This is a genomic window from Enterococcus durans (assembly GCF_002277935.1).
In the GTDB taxonomy this organism is placed as follows: Bacteria; Bacillota; Bacilli; order Lactobacillales; family Enterococcaceae; genus Enterococcus_B; species Enterococcus_B durans.
Map to the genome: position 1 here is coordinate 1,901,766 of NZ_CP022930.1, position 17,699 is coordinate 1,919,464.

Consider the following 17,699-nt stretch of genomic DNA (forward strand, 5'->3'; position numbering starts at 1 on the left):
CCACTATACGTAGCTTGTCGATATCTGAGAAGATGCGATTGGTAACGTGAAAATATGTTGATTTACTTATGTATCACAAATTATAAAAGGGGAGCTGTGACAATTGTTACAGACCCTTTTTTAAAACGAAAAAAGAGGAGAGAACAACAATGATTTTATTAACAGGAGGAAATGGACAACTTGGAACAGAGTTGCGCCACTTATTAGATGAAAAAGGACTATCTTATGTATCGACAGATGCGAAAGAATTAGACATTACAGATGCTGAAAAAACAATGGCTTACATCACTGAATTGAAACCAGAAATCATTTTCCATTGTGCAGCATATACTGCGGTAGATAAAGCCGAAGAAGAAGGCAAAGAATTAGATGAAAAAATCAATGTGGATGGAACAAAAAATGTGGCCCTTGCAGCTAAAGCATCAGGGGCAAAATTAGTGTATGTCAGCACGGACTATGTCTTTGATGGCAAAAATAAAGACAAAGAATATGAAGTTGATGATGCAACGAATCCTTTGAATGAATATGGCCGCACAAAATTATTGGGAGAACAAGCTGTCCAAGATATTTTAGATGATTACTACATTATCCGTACTTCTTGGGTATTCGGTATTTATGGACATAACTTTGTCTTCACGATGCAACGTTTGGCAGAAACCCATGATCGCTTGACGGTCGTCAATGATCAATTTGGTCGACCAACATGGACAAGAACACTTGCAGAATTCATGATCTACGTGATTGAACAACAAGCGCCTTACGGTATTTATCATTTGTCGAATGAAGATAGCTGTTCATGGTATGAATTCGCCAAAGAAATCTTAAAAGAAACAAATGTTGAAGTGGCACCAGTCACTTCAGAAGAATATCCACAAAAAGCTGTTCGCCCCCAATATTCTGTCATGAGTTTGAAAAAAGCAGAAGCATTAGGTTTTGTTATCCCTACTTGGCAAGAAGCATTGGAAAAAATGCTAGTGGCAGCCAAAAATAATCAATAGATATGAATGTTTTTCCTCATTATTAAAAGAAAAGAAACAAGAAATTGGAGAATGATATGGAAAAACAAACAAGAAGTGCACGACAGACATCGAAAAGAAAGGAACAGTCAGGTTTTTCTTTTCTTGATGTATTTCTAAAGCTTCGATATTTGATTGGTCTTTTAGTCATCGTGGTCATTGTTATGTTCAATTTAAATGGTAGTTCTCTAGGTACATGGGATAAATATGTTTCACAACGAGAAGATGATAAGAAGACAGATGTGATTTTTGGCCAAAATCGAGAGGTACGGTCAGATGAATGGTTAGTCCAAACGCCATTTTATCTTTCACAAGCTGAAAATGATTATCCCTTAGTAAATGATGATTATTCACTAAATGGTCAAAATATGGTTATTGCTTATAATTCGCCAGTAAAAGATATCACAGTGATTGGCAAACCTTTTAACTGGGGCTTCTTTTTCCTTGGAAGAGATCGTGGGCTATCCTTTTATTGGGCGATGAAACTGGTTGTCATGGTGTTATTAGGCTTTGAGGTTCTGATGATTTTAACCCGAAAGAAAAAAGCGTTATCGCTGATTGGTTCTTTTGCACTGACCTTTTCACCAGCTGTTCAATGGTGGTTCATGCAGCATGTAGGTGATCTGATATTCTTCACGTTAGGTCTGATGGTCGCTTTTTACCATTATTTTTACCAACATGAGAAGAAGTGGCTCAGGGCATTGATGATGTTGTTGGTTGTGATTTTTGGACTCGGGTTTATCTTAGTCATTTATCCAGCGCATCAAGTGATGCTCGCATATTTGCTTGTCTTTTATTTTGTTGGACTGCTGATCTACTACGGGAGAAAGATTACTTGGGATTGGTTCGATGCTGTTTTGATTATCGGAGCTGTTCTTTTCATTGGCGTGATCATGGTCCATTTTTGGCTCACTTCAAAAGATGCCTTGATGGCTTCGTTAAATACATTGTATCCTGGAAAACGTGTCAGTACAGGTGGGAATTGGACAATCGGTAAATTTTTCTATTTTCTGACAAACTGGAAGATTCCTTTTAAAGATATCACTTTTTCTAATAATTCAGAAGTGGCACTCTTTTATCACTTTTTCTCGACCGTTTTTTTGGCTAGTCCATTTGTGTTATTTGGCAAAAAAAATAGTGAACAAAAATTGTTTGGTCGAGTTTTGATGTTATTTTGTTTGTTTGCGATTTTTTGGATCACTGTGGGATTACCCAAGGAAATCGCTGAAATCACTTTATTGTCTTACGTACCAACGGCTAGAGCCTATTTAACATTTAGTTTTGCGGCTTGTCTACTGACGATTTGGTTTATTGCGTATATTTGGCAAGAAGATGTTATTCCAACATGGTATAAATTTATCCTATTAATTGTAAATGCAGGTATTTATACGTATGCATTAATGAATTCAAAAATGGCGGATTATTTTTCCGTTTTGGAGATAACTATAATTGTTGTGTTGGGTACACTGATGTTGGCATTTGTCTTATTCCATAATGCTCGTTTGTTCTACTTCTCCTTTGCAGCATTGATCGTAGCTTCTGGATGTTTCGTCAATCCGGTCGTAGAAGGAACAGGAGCTATTTTTGAAAAAACATTGGCAAAAGAGATCCAGCAAATCGCTCAGCAAGATCCTGGAAAAATATGGCTATCAGAAGATGAACTCTATAATTTTACGCCAACGTTAGGTGTAAAATCATTTAATACGGTTCGCTTTTATCCAGATATGGATGCTTGGAAAAAAATTGATCCAGATAAAGAGTACGAGAAATACTACAATCGTTATGCCCATACGCGAGCGTTTATTGCGAAGGAGGATACTTCTTATATACTAGACCGTCCAGATATGTTTTCTGTAACGTTGAATTTCAAAGATGCAGAAAAGCTAGGCATCCACTATGTGGTAAGTAAGCGTCCACTAACAGATTATAATTTGCTTGGTGAGGCGCAATTTACTCAACTTTATGGCCCAGATACCGACGGATATATGATTTTTAAGGTGACTTATCCTGAAAATGATTTAGGCAATAGCACTAACACCACTACTAATAACATAGTCAATTGGTAAGGATAGGAAAAATACAGCTTTTTACTTATCCTAAATTGATGAGTAAAAAGCTGATTTTCCGTAATAAGATGGATCATTTTGTAGAAATAGGATGAACTATTTTTAGATGATCCGTCTTTTTTCTTGGAATTTTCTTGCTATTTGATTGATTGTTAAAATAAAACTTTTGTTTATTTTTCAAAAACAGTATAATCAAATAGAATAGAAGGAGGGGAAGAAAATTCAAACGATAGTAGAAAAATTGATTAATAAAATGAGTGCAGTACTGTTATTGTTACTTGTATCAGCTATTTTTTTTATTTGGACAGTAGGCCTAAGCGTTCCTTCGGCTACCTTTTTGTATAACAATAGTTCATTATTAGTGACATACGGTATCTTTATTTTATTTGCATTGAATCTCTATAAAATAAGAGGTTTTGACTTTTTCTATCTCACAATTGCGATAATAGTGTATTTCTTTTATGCTCATTTTCGCGAAGTTAGAGATAGTTCAATGTATATTGACCTATTGATCCCTCTTATTGTGGCATTAGTACTGATTGTAAAATGGATCGAATTTGATAAATGGGATCGAGCACTTTATATGCTAGTTTTTTCTATCTTTTTAGGCATTACCGTTTATCGCGTATTCACTGAAATAAAGGTTCCGGAAGGACAAAGTATCTGGACGCCAAATAATGGACTTTCAGATATTTGGATCAATACCAATACCATTGGCAGTTCGCTTATGATGCTTTCCTTATTGATCAGCAGCTTTGCTAGTTCATTTGAACGATGGTATGTACGCTTACTAGGGGTACCTGCGCTAGTTGCGGGTATTTTAGGGATCTGGGTCTGTCAATCGAGAGGGGCATTGATTGCCATGATCGTATTTGTTTTATTAGATATCTGGCCAAAGCAATTCTTTAAAACGATCAGAGCTCCATTCCTAGGATACTTTGCCGTTGCTGTGTTGGCGTTACCACTTTCCTTTTTAGCTGCTATTTCAGAAAAAGTCAATATTTTCACGGGTAGAGAAGAAATCTGGTTGAAATTTTACGACACGATCGCAGAAAAAAGCCAACAGGTTTGGCTTGGAATGAAACCATTTATTTTTCAACGAGGAACGCAATATTTGGGTAACCATAACAGCTATAATTCATTCCTAAACCTCTATGGGTTAGTAGGTGTAGTAATCGCAGCGATTCTGCTCCTCATCTATGTTGGAAGACTAACATTAAGTGGTGACTTATCAAATGGACAAGTTACTTTCCTGTGGGCTTTTTTTGCGGTATTGATGCAGTCATTTATGGAAGACACACTCACATCATTTGCTTGGCTTCCAATTGTCTATTTACTGTTAGCGATGACCTCTCATCGTTATGATTTACCGAAACAACACCCTGAATTGAACTCCATGCCAGTAGAAACGATAGAATCTGGGACATCACGAGTCGCCCGTCACTATGGCACGACGCATTAAGATATCGCCTCTCAGTGTTTTTATCTCTGTAATTCAATCAAGAATTAGCCGCCAAGCACTAAAATTTGTAAACCAAATTTTAGTGCTTGGCGGCGTTTTTATGAGAGAAGTGTATTTTGATTATTGTCTAGGTAAGGGCTGCATTGCAATTACTGACTATCTTTTGTAAAATAAGAACGTTAGAGTTAAGTTTACTTAATAGAAAATTAAGAAATAAAGAATATCGCAGTCCGTCAATAAAAATGTGGTAGAATGGCACATGACTGTAATTAACAGAAATTGCTTGGAGGAACACAAATGTTTAAAGATCTGTTTTTATTTATGAAAGATATCTATCAGAACAGAAAGTTATTGCTTCAATTTTCAGTAAATGATTTCAAGTCACGCTATGCGGGCTCTTTTTTAGGGATTTTATGGGCATTTATCAACCCGGTATTTACTGTCTTGATCTACTGGTTAGTTTTCGGCTTTGGCTTAAAAGCAGCGATGACTGATGGTAAATATCCCTTTATCGTTTACTTGATCACTGGGATGGTCCCTTGGTTCTTTTTCTCTGATGCATTTACTTCGACAACACTTGTTTTTAGGGAGTATACGTATTTAGTGAAAAAAGTAGTGTTCAATATCCGTATTTTGCCAACCACAAAAATTTTAGCAAACCTTTATACTCATCTTTTCTTCATGTTGATTGGGTTATTGGTTGCGGCAATTTATGGGATCTTTCCTACTGTGATGACACTGCAAATAATCTATTATTTGTTCTGTATGTGTGCTTTTTTAACAGGATTAACTTGGCTGACTGCATCGATCCAACCTTTTTTACCCGATCTAATGCAGCTGATCACTATTTTACTACAGTTGATCATGTGGACATTGCCGATTCTTTGGAGTCCAGCACAATTTAATCCAATGATCATCAAGGTTCTTAAATTGAACCCACTGTATTACGTTGTCCAAGGCTATCGTGAATCTTTCTTAAGTCAAGCCTGGTTCTGGGAACATGGGATGTACACATTGTATTTCTGGGTCTTCACGTTAGCTATTTTTATAATCGGATCAGCAGTGTTCCGTAGATTGAAACCACATTTTTCAGATGTGCTGTAAGGAGTATAGACATGACAGAGTATGCGATCAAACTAAACAACATTACAAAATCTTATAATATGTATGCAAAGCCTTCGGATCGTTTTCGTGAAGCGTTAAATCCCTTTAAAAAATCTTATCATGATGTTTTTTATGCATTGAAAAATATCAATGTTGAAATAAAAAAAGGTGAGATGATCGGATTTGTTGGAGAAAATGGATCAGGAAAATCAACGATGCTTAAAATCATCACTGGGGTATTGACTCCGACTTCAGGCACGATGGAGATTGAAGGGAAAATCTCTGCTTTGCTAGAATTAGGTTCAGGATTCAATCCAGAGTATTCTGGCTATGAAAATATCTATTTAAATGGAATGGTCTTAGGCTTTTCTCGTGATGAGATCGATGGGATGGTGGATGATATCATTGAATTTGCAGATATCGGTGACCATATTTATCAGCCAGTAAAAACATACTCAAGTGGGATGTTCGTACGTTTAGCTTTTGCGGTTGCTATCAATGTCAATCCAGATATTTTGATTGTAGATGAAGCATTAGCTGTCGGTGACTTGGAGTTCCAATTGAAGTGTATGGAAAAATTTACTGAAATCAAAAATTCAGGCAAGACAATTTTATTCGTTTCTCATGATATCAGTTCAATCCGCCGGTTCTGTGATCGTTCGTATTGGTTGAAGAATGGCGAAATCGTAGAATACGGTGACACAATGGACGTTACTACGAATTATGAGAATTTCTTGAAGAAAAAATCAGTCAAGACAGTCGATCGGAATAAAAACCAGGTGGAACGTTTTGCTGCGCCAGATATTGTTGATGTGCTGAGCGCTGAACTATTAGATAAAGACAAAAAGCCAATTGATGTCTTGCAACAAGGAGAAACACTTTACGTCAAAGTAACTTATGAAGTAAAAGATGAGACGATCAAGAATCCAGTATTGGGAATTGCGTTACGAACAGTAGACAATTTTTATGTCTGTGGATTAAACACGTTGCTTGATGGAATCAAGATCCCTTGGAAGAAAGGAAAAAATGTTTTTTATCTAGAATACAATAAACTTGGACTATTGGCTGGCGAGTATTATTTTGATGTAGCGGTCTTTGAAGAAAATGCCACTGTTCCTTTAGTCTACAAAACAAAATATATGAATCTATTTGTCAATGGTTCGTATATCGGCGAAGGAATCGTGATCTTGGACCATAAATGGGAAGAAGGTAATCAGAGCGATGAAATATGATTTTGAGATGGATTTAGACGAGCAAAGTAGTGTAGGTAAAATTGCTGCTCAAATCAAACCTGGAAGTAAAGTATTGGAATTTGGCCCAGGTAATGGCCGATTGACGAAACATTTGATCGGCGCAAAAAATTGTCAAGTAAGTATCGTGGAACTAGACAAAGAGTTATTTGATTTTGTCAATGAGTTTTCACAAGATGGCTTCTATGGTGATATCGAAAGTTTTGAATGGGCGAATTACTATGCTGGTCAAACATTTGACTATATCTTATTTGCAGATGTTTTAGAGCATTTAGTCAATCCAGGAACAACCTTGAAAAAGGTCAGAGAATTCTTAAATGAAGATGGTGAGATCCTCATCACATTTCCAAATCTCGTTCATAATTCAGTGATGATCCACCTCTTCAATAATGAACTACCTTGGGCTTCTTACGGTTTGTTAGATGAAACACACAATTCTTTTTATACGCATGATGGCTTCCAAAAAGTTTTTGAAAAAGCTGGGCTATATGTCAATATCGAGGATTACCTTTATTTAGCAGTAGGAGATACAGAGTTAAAATCAACTTATGGAGAATTACCTGAAGCGGTCCGTTATGATTTCAAAATGCGCCCATTCGGAGAAGTTTATCAGTATTTCTTCTCGTTGATGAAACATCCGGTGGAAAAGAACAAAGTTTCTGAACCGCAAAATTCAAATTATGTACGACTAATGGACATGAAACAAAAAACTGCCAGTCAAGAAACGAGTCAAACGATTCCATTCAACAATCATACCGGTGAAAACCAAGTACTCTCTTTTTCTATCCCAGAAGATGTAGAAACTGTTTCCTTCTTGTTTGAAGAACAACCAAGTACCATCGAATTTCAAGTGGAGATTTCTGGGGAGAAAAGCGAGTATCTTCAAACAAACGCGGTCATCCGTACACCAAGTGATTGCTACTTATTTGATGGAAAAGAACGACCAATGTTTCTTCTTTCTAATATTGCTGGGAAAGAGATAACGGTTCATTGCCATTATCGATTCATTGGTGAACTAACTAAAACGATGGAAGAATTGCTAGCTACGATCAAACCATTAGCAGCAAACCAACAGCAACTTGAAGCAAGAATCGATATGCTTGAAAAAGAAAACCAGCAATTAAGAAGCGATAAGACGACATTAGATCATTACTTGCAAACAACAACTACTCGTTATTATTCATTATTGGATGAACAAGAGTTCACAATCAAATCACGTGGGAAACGACTAAGAGAAACACCAAAGAAAATCCAAGCAAAAGAAATTTCTTTATGTGTCGATAGTCGATCATGGAATCCTGAAACGAAACTATTGACGATCATAGGATGGGGGATTTCGAATAGTGATCGTAAACCGTTAGCGTATCATTTGTCAGAAAACCAATCTCCTTATTTTAATGTGTTACAGGTTGAACGTCCTGAAGTCAATCAGGCAGAACAACTCCCAGCAGGAATGAAAGCTGGTTTTGAGTTACAGATACTAAGTGAGCAAGACCAACGCTCATTTATGGTCGAGTTGACAGCTGAGAATGGGCAAACATGGTTTGTTGAAATCTGATCACATTTATTCAAGAAAGATAAAGGAGAACGGAAGATAGTGCAAAAAAAAGAAATTGCCGTATTTATTGATAAAATCACCCGTGAACGAGCAACGGGCGATTTGCTGATCGTCGGTTGGGCAGTCGATGAGGTTACAAAAGAGATCCCTCATATCAAAGTAGATAAAGAAAATGTTATCGCAGAGGTAACAAATGTCGTTCGACTCGATATCAATCATTTATACAACTTAGATGTGAAAACACCAAGCGGTTTTTCGATCCGCTTATCTGGACGATTAAAAGGCAGAGCAATCTTAGACTTCCAGACCAAGAAACATCAAAATGGAATCGCTGTGAAACTAAATAGTCGTTACCCTTATGATGATGGACTAGAAACAGGTTGGGAAAAGAAAAAACGGTTATTGAAAAAAGGCATCAATTACGCCCGAACACATGGTGTAAAAAAAGCAATTCGCCGAGTAAAACTAGAACTAAAACCAGGTTCAATCGATTATGCAGAGTGGATCACTCGCCACGAAAATATCGATTTGAAAAGTCAACGAGAGCAGTCCAAACAATTTGATTATCGCCCGCTGATTTCAATAGCGATGCCCGTTTATAATGTAGAAATCAAATGGTTGGAAAAGTGTATCGATTCTGTGTTGAATCAAACTTATGACAACTGGGAATTGTGTATCAGTGATGACGCATCCACGGATCCAAAAATCAAGAAATGTTTAGAAGCTTATGAGAAAAAAGAGCCACGGATCAAAGTTGTTTTTCGAAAAGAAAATGGGCATATCAGTTTAGCAACCAATTCTGCGTTAGAAATCGCAACAGGTGAATTCATTGCATTGCTAGACAATGATGACGAATTACCACCCCATGCACTTTTTGAAGTAGTGAAAGTTTTAAATGAACGACCTGAACTTGATGTGATCTACAGCGACGAAGATAAGATCGATGCTGAGGGGAATCGTTTCGATCCACATTTCAAAGCAGATTGGTCACCAGATACTCTGATGGGAAATAATTACATTTCACATTTAGGCGTTTACCGATCCAGTATCGTCAAGTCACTTGGTGGGTTCAGAAAAGGCTATGAAGGGTCACAAGATTATGATTTAGTCTTACGAGTAACAGAACAGATCCCAGCAGACCATATTTATCATATTGATAAAGTACTTTATCACTGGCGAACGATTCCAGGTTCAACAGCCAGCAGCGGTGAAGCAAAAAGTTATATCTATGATTCTGGCGTGAAAGCCTTAACTGATGCATTAAATAGAAGAGGAATCAAAGGGACAGTTCGTCCAGGTTTGATTTCAGGTTTTTATGAAGTCACTTATGATGTAGTGCAAGAAGAGTTGGTCAGTGTCATTATCCCAACTAAAAATGGGTATGATGATTTGAAACTATGTGTGGACTCGATTATTGAAAAAACAAGTTATCCAAATTATGAGATAATTATTGCAGATAATGGAAGCACAGACCCTAAGATGCAAGAGCTGTTCGCCGAATATAAAAAGCAATTGCATGAACGGTTTATCGTAGAATTGATCGATATTCCTTTCAATTATTCTCGAATCAACAATTTAGCTGCCGAAAAAGCAAGTGGAAAGTATCTCTTATTTTTAAATAATGATACCGAAGTCATTGAACCAAATTGGATGACGACAATGGTCTCCTATGCTCAATTCGATCGTATCGGCTGTGTTGGAGCGAAATTATATTATCCAGATGATACGACTCAACATGCAGGAGTGCTAGTCGGGATTGGTGGCGTTGCAGGACATGCATTGAATAATTATGATCGGACCCACTGCGGTTATTTTGGACGGTTAGTCATCGATGTAAATTATCTAGCAGTTACTGCTGCTTGTATGATGGTTAAAACAGTTGATTTTAAAGCTGTCAATGGATTTGATGAAACATTAGAAGTGGCATTCAATGATGTCGATCTATGTTTGAAAATATATGAACTAGGCAGATACAACGTTTATGCACACCAAGTAGAACTTTATCACTTTGAATCAAAATCTAGAGGTTATGAAGATACCCCTGAAAAGCAAAAAAGATTTGCTGGTGAAATCAAAAAAATGCAAGACAAATGGCCAATCTATATTGCGCATGATCCATTTTACAATGATAATTTAACAAAAGAAGGAATCGGAGACTTTTCGCTGCGCCCTGATTAATCCATCAATAAAAAGCCGTTATGTTGCTAAGTCATTACACATAACGGCTTTTTACGTGGGCAAATATTAATGCATACAAGTTGTAAGTCGTTAAAAAAGCAAAAGCTGTTTTTTTTAATTTCCATTACAATTTGCTTATAAACTAGGTTTTTAAAGGTCGCTATGGTAAGATAATAGAGGTATTATTTTGTGATTAGGAGTGTATATATGAATAAAAATGGAGAATGGAGTGCTGCACGACGGATATTCATTATATTAATGGATGTTATTGTATACAATGTAGCAATATATAGTAGTTTCTTACTGAAATTTCGTGGAGAGGTGCCATTACGAAATTTCGAAACTTTCCAACACTCAGCATTTATTATTTCAGTGATTTTTATTGCGTTGAACATTTTGTTGGGTGCATATGTTTTTTATAATCGAATGGTCAGTGACATCGTGTTTGTCACAGTCATCGGTCAGGTATTGATGACACTAGGAATCATGGTAGTGACTTTTGCGGGCCGTTGGTTTGCTTTTCCACGTATTGTTATCTTACTCTCGTTTATCCTCGGTACGATTTTCTTAAGTATCTACCGTATTCTTGTCTATAAACTTTATTTACGAGTAAGTCGAGATAAAAAGGTCGTCATCATTGGGCTAGAAAAAGATGTCGCACCAGCGATCCAAAATTTTGGTTCAAAGAAAAACAATAAACATAAAGTCGAAGCAGTCATTCTTGATAACTATTACGAAAACATCAAAAATATGATTGAAGACATCGACATTGTCTATCTTGCTTCTCATATCAAAGAATCCGAAAAAATCAAAATCTATCAATTAGTTACTAAAAATGAAAAAAAATTATTTTTGAATACAACATTTGAAAACTTGACGATGATTAATCCGAATATTATGAATTTCGAAGATGAAAGTATCATTGAAGCATCTGGGTTTAGGATCCAACCAGAATATGAACTATTCAAGCGTTTATTCGATATCATCGTTTCACTTGTTTTACTAGTTATTGCTTCACCATTTATGATATTCACAGCAATCTTAGTCAAAGTGACATCACCTGGACCAATCATCTATAAACAAGTGCGAATCACAAAAAATCAAAAGGAATTTTCGATTTATAAATTCCGCTCGATGACCGCAACAGCAGAGGCAAAGTCCGGGCCAGTTTTAGCTAAAAGCAACGATGCACGAGTAACACCTGTAGGCAAATTTATTCGAGCTGTCCGCTTTGATGAATTGCCACAAATCTTCAATGTGCTTAAAGGGGATATGTCGATCGTAGGACCACGTCCTGAACGTCCTTTCTTCGTCGATCAGTTCAATGCAGAAAATCCTTATTATTACTTACGACACAATGTTCGTGCCGGTATCACCGGGTATGCACAAGTCTATGGGAAATATGTCTCTGATTACAACAGTAAATTGCGTTTTGACTTGCTTTATATTAAAAAATATTCATTGATGCTTGACTTAAAGATCTTATTACAAACTATCAAGATCTTGTTTGATAAAATGTCCTCTCAAGGACTAGAAGATGACGAAAATGTGATCTCATTGGCAGAAATTGATTTTCCAAATGAAAAAATCTTTCGCTAAAAAATATTTGAGAAGAAAGCAGGGAGAAATTTGAAAAATAAAAATATCAGTATGTTGCTTTCTTTGTATGATAAAGAAAAGCCGGAATATTTACGAGAAGCGCTCGCTAGTATTTTTAGACAGACAATTTTACCTGATGAAATTGTGTTAGTTTATGATGGGCCAATCAATAAAAAATTAGAAATAGTGGTAGAAACATTTGAAAAGAAATACCCTGATAAATTTAAATTAGTTAAATTAGAACAGAATCAAGGTTTGGGAGTGGCTCTAGCTAAAGGTCTAGAACATACGTCGAATCAACTGGTTGCTAGGATGGATACGGATGATATCATGGCTGAAAACCGTTTGGAAAAACAACTTGCTATATTTGAACAACGTCCAGAGATTGCTATTGTTGGAAGTAATATCGATGAATTCGTTAATAACAAGGAACACATAATCGGAAAAAGAATTGTTCCAGAATATAACGATGAAATACGCAAATTTTCGAAAAAAAGGAATCCGTTTAACCATATGACTGTGATGTTTGATAAGAATGCTATATTAAGTGTTGGTAATTATCAGCCATTGATTGGATTTGAAGACTATTACTTATGGGTAAGACTTTTGAAAGCAGGATTCCAAGGGTATAACGTGCAAGAACCTTTAGTTTATGCTAGAGCTGGTGCAGACATGTATGCAAGACGTGGAGGTATAAAATATCTTATGCCAGGATTAAAAGGACGTTATCATGTCTGGAGAGCCGGCCTAGGTACGGTAAAGGATTTTTTATTTGTATCATGTGCACATAGTCTAGTGTGTTTATTGCCTAATAAGTTAAGAGGGAAAATTTATCAGTCACAATTGAGAAAATAGGGGGATGTTTACTTGTATAGTAGTGATCCTAAAATGGAGAAATTACAAAAAATTACTTTAAAAATGGCTCAAGAAATTGTTGATTTCTGTAAGAAAAAACAGCTTATTTGCTATTTCTGTGGTGGCGGTGCAATTGGAGCAGTGAGAGAAAAGGGATTTATTCCTTGGGACGATGATCTTGATTTTTTTATGCCAAGACAAGATTATGAAAAATTTTATAAGCTTTGGTATGAATCAGAGATAAATAAGAAATATCCAATTCAAAAAGCTTCTAAAAATTATAATGATCATAATTCTTTTACAACGATTCGAGATGCGGATACTACCTTTATTAAAACTTATCAAAAAGATCTTGATATTGTACATGGAATAACGATTGATATCTTTCCTTTAGACGTTGCCCCAGATTCTAAATTCAGTAGAAAAATACAAAAAATGTGGGCTCTAGTATACGCTCTATTTTGTTCTCAAGTAGTTCCAGAAAACCATGGTGGGATCATGGCTACAGGGGGGAAAATATTGTTAAGTATTTTCAAGAAACAAAATATCCGTTACTATATTTGGTCTTTTGCAGAACGACAAATGACTAAGTATAATAAAAAACCAACTAAGTATGTAACAGAATTATGTGTTGGACCTAAATATATGGGAAACATTTATTATGCAGAGGACTTTTCAATTGCAAAGTTTGTGCCGTTTGAAAATACCGAAATGCCCATTCCAGTTGGTTATGATCGTTATTTAAAAACCGCTTTTGGTAATTATATGGAAAGACCATCCAAAGAAAATCAGAAAACAATTCACGATTCGATTTATATTGATCCAGATTGCTGTTACAAAGAGTATAGAGGGAAATACTATCTTACTGAAGGAGCGGAAGAAAAATGATCACAGCTATTATAATTGCCGGTGGAGTTGGCAAAAGAATGGGGCAAGATATCCCAAAGCAATTTATTACAATTGATGGAAAACCAATCATTATTTATACTTTGGAATCATTCCAACATCATCCACAAATTGATCGCATATTAGTTGTTTGCAAATCAGGCTGGGAAGAAACTATGTGGGCTTACATCAAAGAGTTTAACATTAGTAAAGTACAATGGGTGATCACCGGTGGATCTAAAGGACAAGAATCAATCAATAATGGCGTGCAGTTCTTAAAAGACTATTCTGAGGATGATGACACAATTATCATTCACGATGGTATTCGTCCATTAGTAGATGAGTTAGTATTATCTGATGTGATTGTCAAATGTAAAGAATATGGAAATGGTGTGACTTCTTTACCATATAATGAACAAATATTTATCAAAAAAACAGAAGAAACAACGGAACAGTATGTTGACCGCAATACGTTACGACGTGTTTCAACACCTCAAGCTTACCAATATGGCAAGTTGTTATCTGCTTACAATCGTGCAATCAAAGAAAATATTGGGATGACAGACTCATCTTATACAAACACAATGATGGTTGATCTTGGTGAAACTCTCTATTTTGCTGCGGGTTCTGATAAAAATATTAAGTTAACGACAACAGACGATTTAGAATTGTTCAAAGCATATTTAAAAATGAAAGACTAGGTGATGAGCATGGCTTTAAATGAGAATACGATATATCGTAATGACTTAATGAAGGTGATTAAGTACACGAAAGATTTAAAAAGCTTAGATGGAAAATCGCTATTGATGATTGGAGCTTCAGGAATGATTGGTTCATTTCTAGTTGATGTTTTGATGGTGGCAAACGAATATTTAGAAACCAATATCAAAGTATACGCTATGGGCAGAAACCGCAATAAGTTGGAAAAACGATTCCAATCCTATATCAATGATCGTAACTTTGAAATAATTGAAGGAGATGTTACGCAGCCATTCCCATCATCAATTACTGCTGATTATATTATTCATGGTGCTAGTAACACCCATCCAAAAGCCTATGCAACTGATCCTATTGGAACAATTATGACCAATCTTGCTGGAACTGAACAAGTCTTGAAACATGCTGTGGCTACGAAAGCAAGCAGAGTTCTTTTTCTTTCAACTGTCGAAATATATGGTGAAAATCGTGGAGATGTTGAAAAATTTACTGAAGATTATTGTGGCTATATCGATTGCAATACGTTACGAGCTGGCTATCCAGAAGGCAAACGGGTAAGTGAATCTCTTTGTCAAGCTTATATCGCAAAACATCATTTGGACATCGTTATTCCGAGATTATGTCGAACCTTTGGACCAACGATGTTGTTATCCGATTCGAAAGCATCTTCTCAATTCATCTTGAATGCAGTAAACGGTGAAGATATTATCTTAAAAAGTGAAGGAAACCAGTATTTTTCGTACATTTATGTAGGTGATGCTGTTTCTGCAATTCTTCATTTGTTACTTCATGGAGAAAGTGGCGAAGCGTATAATATCGCAGATGAAAATTTTGATTTGCATCTTAAAGATCTTGCCAAAAAATTAGCAGATATTGGAAATAAAGAAGTACGTTTTGAATTACCGGATGAGATCGAAAGCAAAGGTTTTTCTAAGGCGAATACAGCTATTTTAGACAATCAAAAAATTATCAATAGCGGTTGGCAGCCATTATTTTCATTAGATGAATCTTTGATCCATACAGTACAATTAGTTAAGGATGAGATATAAATGTGTGAGATTAGTATAATAGTTCCCATATATAACGTAGAACAGTATTTAAGAAAATGTGTAGATTCTATTTTAGCCCAAACATTTACGGATTTTGAAGTAATATTAGTAGATGATGGTTCTCCAGATAATAGTGGAGCAATTTGTGATGAGTATGCAAAATTAGATAGTCGAGTGCGAGTTATTCATAAAGAAAATGGTGGATTAAGTGATGCTCGTAATGCAGGAATTGAAATAGCTAAAGGAAAATATTTAGGATTTGTTGATAGTGATGACTTCATTGATAAAGATATGTATGAGATTTTGTATAACGCTTTTAGTGTAGAAGATGTCGATATGGCAATTGTCGGTTATTATGATGAATATGGTGATTGTATATTAAATATTGATAAGGATATAGAGAGTTTTACTGTCATAGATAGTACTCAAGCTATTGAAGAGATTCTCAAAGGAAGAAAATTAACCGCAAATGTTTGGAACAAGTTATATAAAAAAGAATTGTTCCAACATATCAGATTTCCTAAAGATGTTATAGCTGAAGATGCCTTTGTTATCATTGAACTTTTACTATTAGTAAATAAAGTAGGTGTAGCTACTAAACTTAAGTATCATTATATACACCGAAAAGAGAGCATTACATCTGCTAAATTTAGCGTTAAAGATATAGATACCATAACAGCATGGGAATATAATTATAATTTGATAAAGAAGAACATTCCAATTTTAGTTAGTGATGCACACGCAAGAGTAATATGGGCAAATTTCTTCGTTATTGATAAATTAGCATTAGTAAAAAGAACACCAGAAGAAGATAGATATTATAAAGAGATAAAGCTAACATTAAATAAAAATTTTTTTAAGATTATTAAAAGCAAAAATTTTACGTTTAATAGAAAAATTAGCTTTTTTACTTTACTCTTTTCAAACAGATTATATTCATATCTTGTGAAAAAAAATAATAGTAATAAATGGAGATAAGATGATTAGTATAATAGTTCCTATATATAATTCTGAAAAAACATTAAGAAGATGTTTATTATCAATTAAAAATCAAACTTATCAAAATATAGAAGTAATTTTGGTCAATGATGGTTCAGTAGATAATAGTGTAGAGATATGTAATGAGTTTGTAAGAGAGGATTCTAGATTCACTCTTATAAATCAAAAAAATATGGGGGCCGGAGGCGCAAGAAACACCGGTTTAAAGGCTTCTAAAGGATCGTATATTGGTTTTGTGGACAGTGATGATTTAATAGATATCGAAATGTTTGATATCTTATTAAAAAATCTATTAGAGTCTAAAGCGGATATATCCATAATCCAGTTAGAAAATATTTATAATCAAGAAAATGGGTCTTATTCAATAAATAATTATGAAGAAAGAAAAGATAAAATTATCTACTCCCAATTTGAAGCCTTAAAGAATATTTTAGACGGAAAGACATTTGGTACACATTCAGTTACAAAGCTATTTAAAAAAGATATATTCAAAAATAAAAATTATCCTAATAGTAGCTTTGCCGAAGATTCAGAGTTGATGATTGATATTTTTTTAGAAATAAATCAAGTTATTTATGAGAGTACACCATTATATTTTTATATTAGAAACAGTAATAGTTCAACTGAGGGGAAATTTAAGGTTGAAATGTTCAATATAATAAAAGTTTGGACTAAAAATGAAAAAAAAGTTATAGAAAAATTTCCAGAGTTATATGAAAATGCTCATAGTAGAGTCTGCTGGGCTTACTATTCAGTTTTGGATTTAATAATTAAGTCTAATGTGCAAAAAGAATATAAAAAAGAAGTCAAGCAGATAGTAAGTTTTTTGAGAAAAAATATGAGTTTTATACTTTTTAAAAGTAGACTTAGCTTGAATAGACGAATTGCAGGATTATTTTTACTAGTTGATTTGAGAATTTATAAATTATTGACAAAATTACAGTTTAAATTAAGAAGGTGA

Annotated in this window: 14 protein-coding genes; all 14 read left to right on the top strand. The window is 35.0% G+C overall.

All coding sequences use genetic code 11. The annotated features are described in order from the left end of the window. The first annotated feature begins 149 nt into the window (after positions 1–149). The 14 genes from rfbD to CJZ72_RS09130 all read left to right on the top strand — a co-directional run bounded on the left by rfbD (position 150) and on the right by CJZ72_RS09130 (position 17,699). The gene (rfbD, locus tag CJZ72_RS09065) at positions 150–998 is read left to right on the top strand and encodes a dTDP-4-dehydrorhamnose reductase (RefSeq protein WP_081133873.1); all 849 of its coding nucleotides are present in this window, start codon (positions 150–152) and stop codon (positions 996–998) included. A 56-nt stretch (positions 999–1,054) separates the two neighbouring features. Further along, complete coding sequence (locus CJZ72_RS09070; RefSeq protein WP_095443779.1) at positions 1,055–3,082, top strand: DUF7657 domain-containing protein; 2,028 nt, start codon at positions 1,055–1,057, stop codon at positions 3,080–3,082. A 220-nt stretch (positions 3,083–3,302) separates the two neighbouring features. Then, complete coding sequence (locus tag CJZ72_RS09075; protein ID WP_269768796.1) at positions 3,303–4,544, top strand: EpaQ family protein; 1,242 nt, start codon at positions 3,303–3,305, stop codon at positions 4,542–4,544. A gap of 297 nt (positions 4,545–4,841) precedes the next feature. Continuing rightward, positions 4,842–5,648 (top strand): ABC transporter permease, encoded by an 807-nt coding sequence (locus CJZ72_RS09080; protein ID WP_081133871.1) that lies wholly within the window; start codon positions 4,842–4,844, stop codon positions 5,646–5,648. Between the two features lie 11 nt (positions 5,649–5,659). Then, complete coding sequence (locus tag CJZ72_RS09085; protein WP_081133870.1) at positions 5,660–6,880, top strand: ABC transporter ATP-binding protein; 1,221 nt, start codon at positions 5,660–5,662, stop codon at positions 6,878–6,880. Further along, on the top strand, positions 6,870–8,456 hold the full coding sequence (locus CJZ72_RS09090) for a class I SAM-dependent methyltransferase (protein WP_081133869.1): 1,587 nt from the start codon (positions 6,870–6,872) through the stop codon (positions 8,454–8,456). Before CJZ72_RS09085 ends, CJZ72_RS09090 begins: the two co-directional genes overlap by 11 nt. Before the next feature lie 39 nt (positions 8,457–8,495). Then, positions 8,496–10,634: a glycosyltransferase family 2 protein gene (locus CJZ72_RS09095; RefSeq protein ID WP_081133868.1), complete on the top strand. Its 2,139-nt coding sequence runs from the start codon at positions 8,496–8,498 to the stop codon at positions 10,632–10,634. A gap of 207 nt (positions 10,635–10,841) precedes the next feature. Next, positions 10,842–12,233, top strand: a complete 1,392-nt coding sequence (locus CJZ72_RS09100) for a sugar transferase (RefSeq protein WP_081133867.1) — start codon at positions 10,842–10,844, stop codon at positions 12,231–12,233. A gap of 51 nt (positions 12,234–12,284) precedes the next feature. Further along, positions 12,285–13,088 (top strand): glycosyltransferase, encoded by an 804-nt coding sequence (locus CJZ72_RS09105; protein WP_081134018.1) that lies wholly within the window; start codon positions 12,285–12,287, stop codon positions 13,086–13,088. A gap of 33 nt (positions 13,089–13,121) precedes the next feature. After that, positions 13,122–13,976, top strand: coding sequence for a LicD family protein (locus CJZ72_RS09110; RefSeq protein ID WP_095444042.1), 855 nt, complete (start codon positions 13,122–13,124; stop codon positions 13,974–13,976). Further along, complete coding sequence (locus CJZ72_RS09115) at positions 13,973–14,674, top strand: IspD/TarI family cytidylyltransferase (protein WP_005880956.1); 702 nt, start codon at positions 13,973–13,975, stop codon at positions 14,672–14,674. The genes CJZ72_RS09110 and CJZ72_RS09115 overlap by 4 nt, the downstream gene beginning before the upstream one ends. A 9-nt stretch (positions 14,675–14,683) precedes the next feature. Beyond that, positions 14,684–15,739 carry an NAD-dependent epimerase/dehydratase family protein gene (locus tag CJZ72_RS09120; RefSeq protein ID WP_081133866.1) on the top strand — a complete coding sequence of 352 codons (1,056 nt, stop codon included), beginning with the start codon at positions 14,684–14,686 and terminating at the stop codon, positions 15,737–15,739. Beyond that, the gene (locus CJZ72_RS09125) at positions 15,740–16,717 is read left to right on the top strand and encodes a glycosyltransferase (RefSeq protein ID WP_081133865.1); all 978 of its coding nucleotides are present in this window, start codon (positions 15,740–15,742) and stop codon (positions 16,715–16,717) included. 1 nt (position 16,718) lies between these two features. Beyond that, on the top strand, positions 16,719–17,699 hold the full coding sequence (locus tag CJZ72_RS09130; protein ID WP_081133864.1) for a glycosyltransferase family 2 protein: 981 nt from the start codon (positions 16,719–16,721) through the stop codon (positions 17,697–17,699).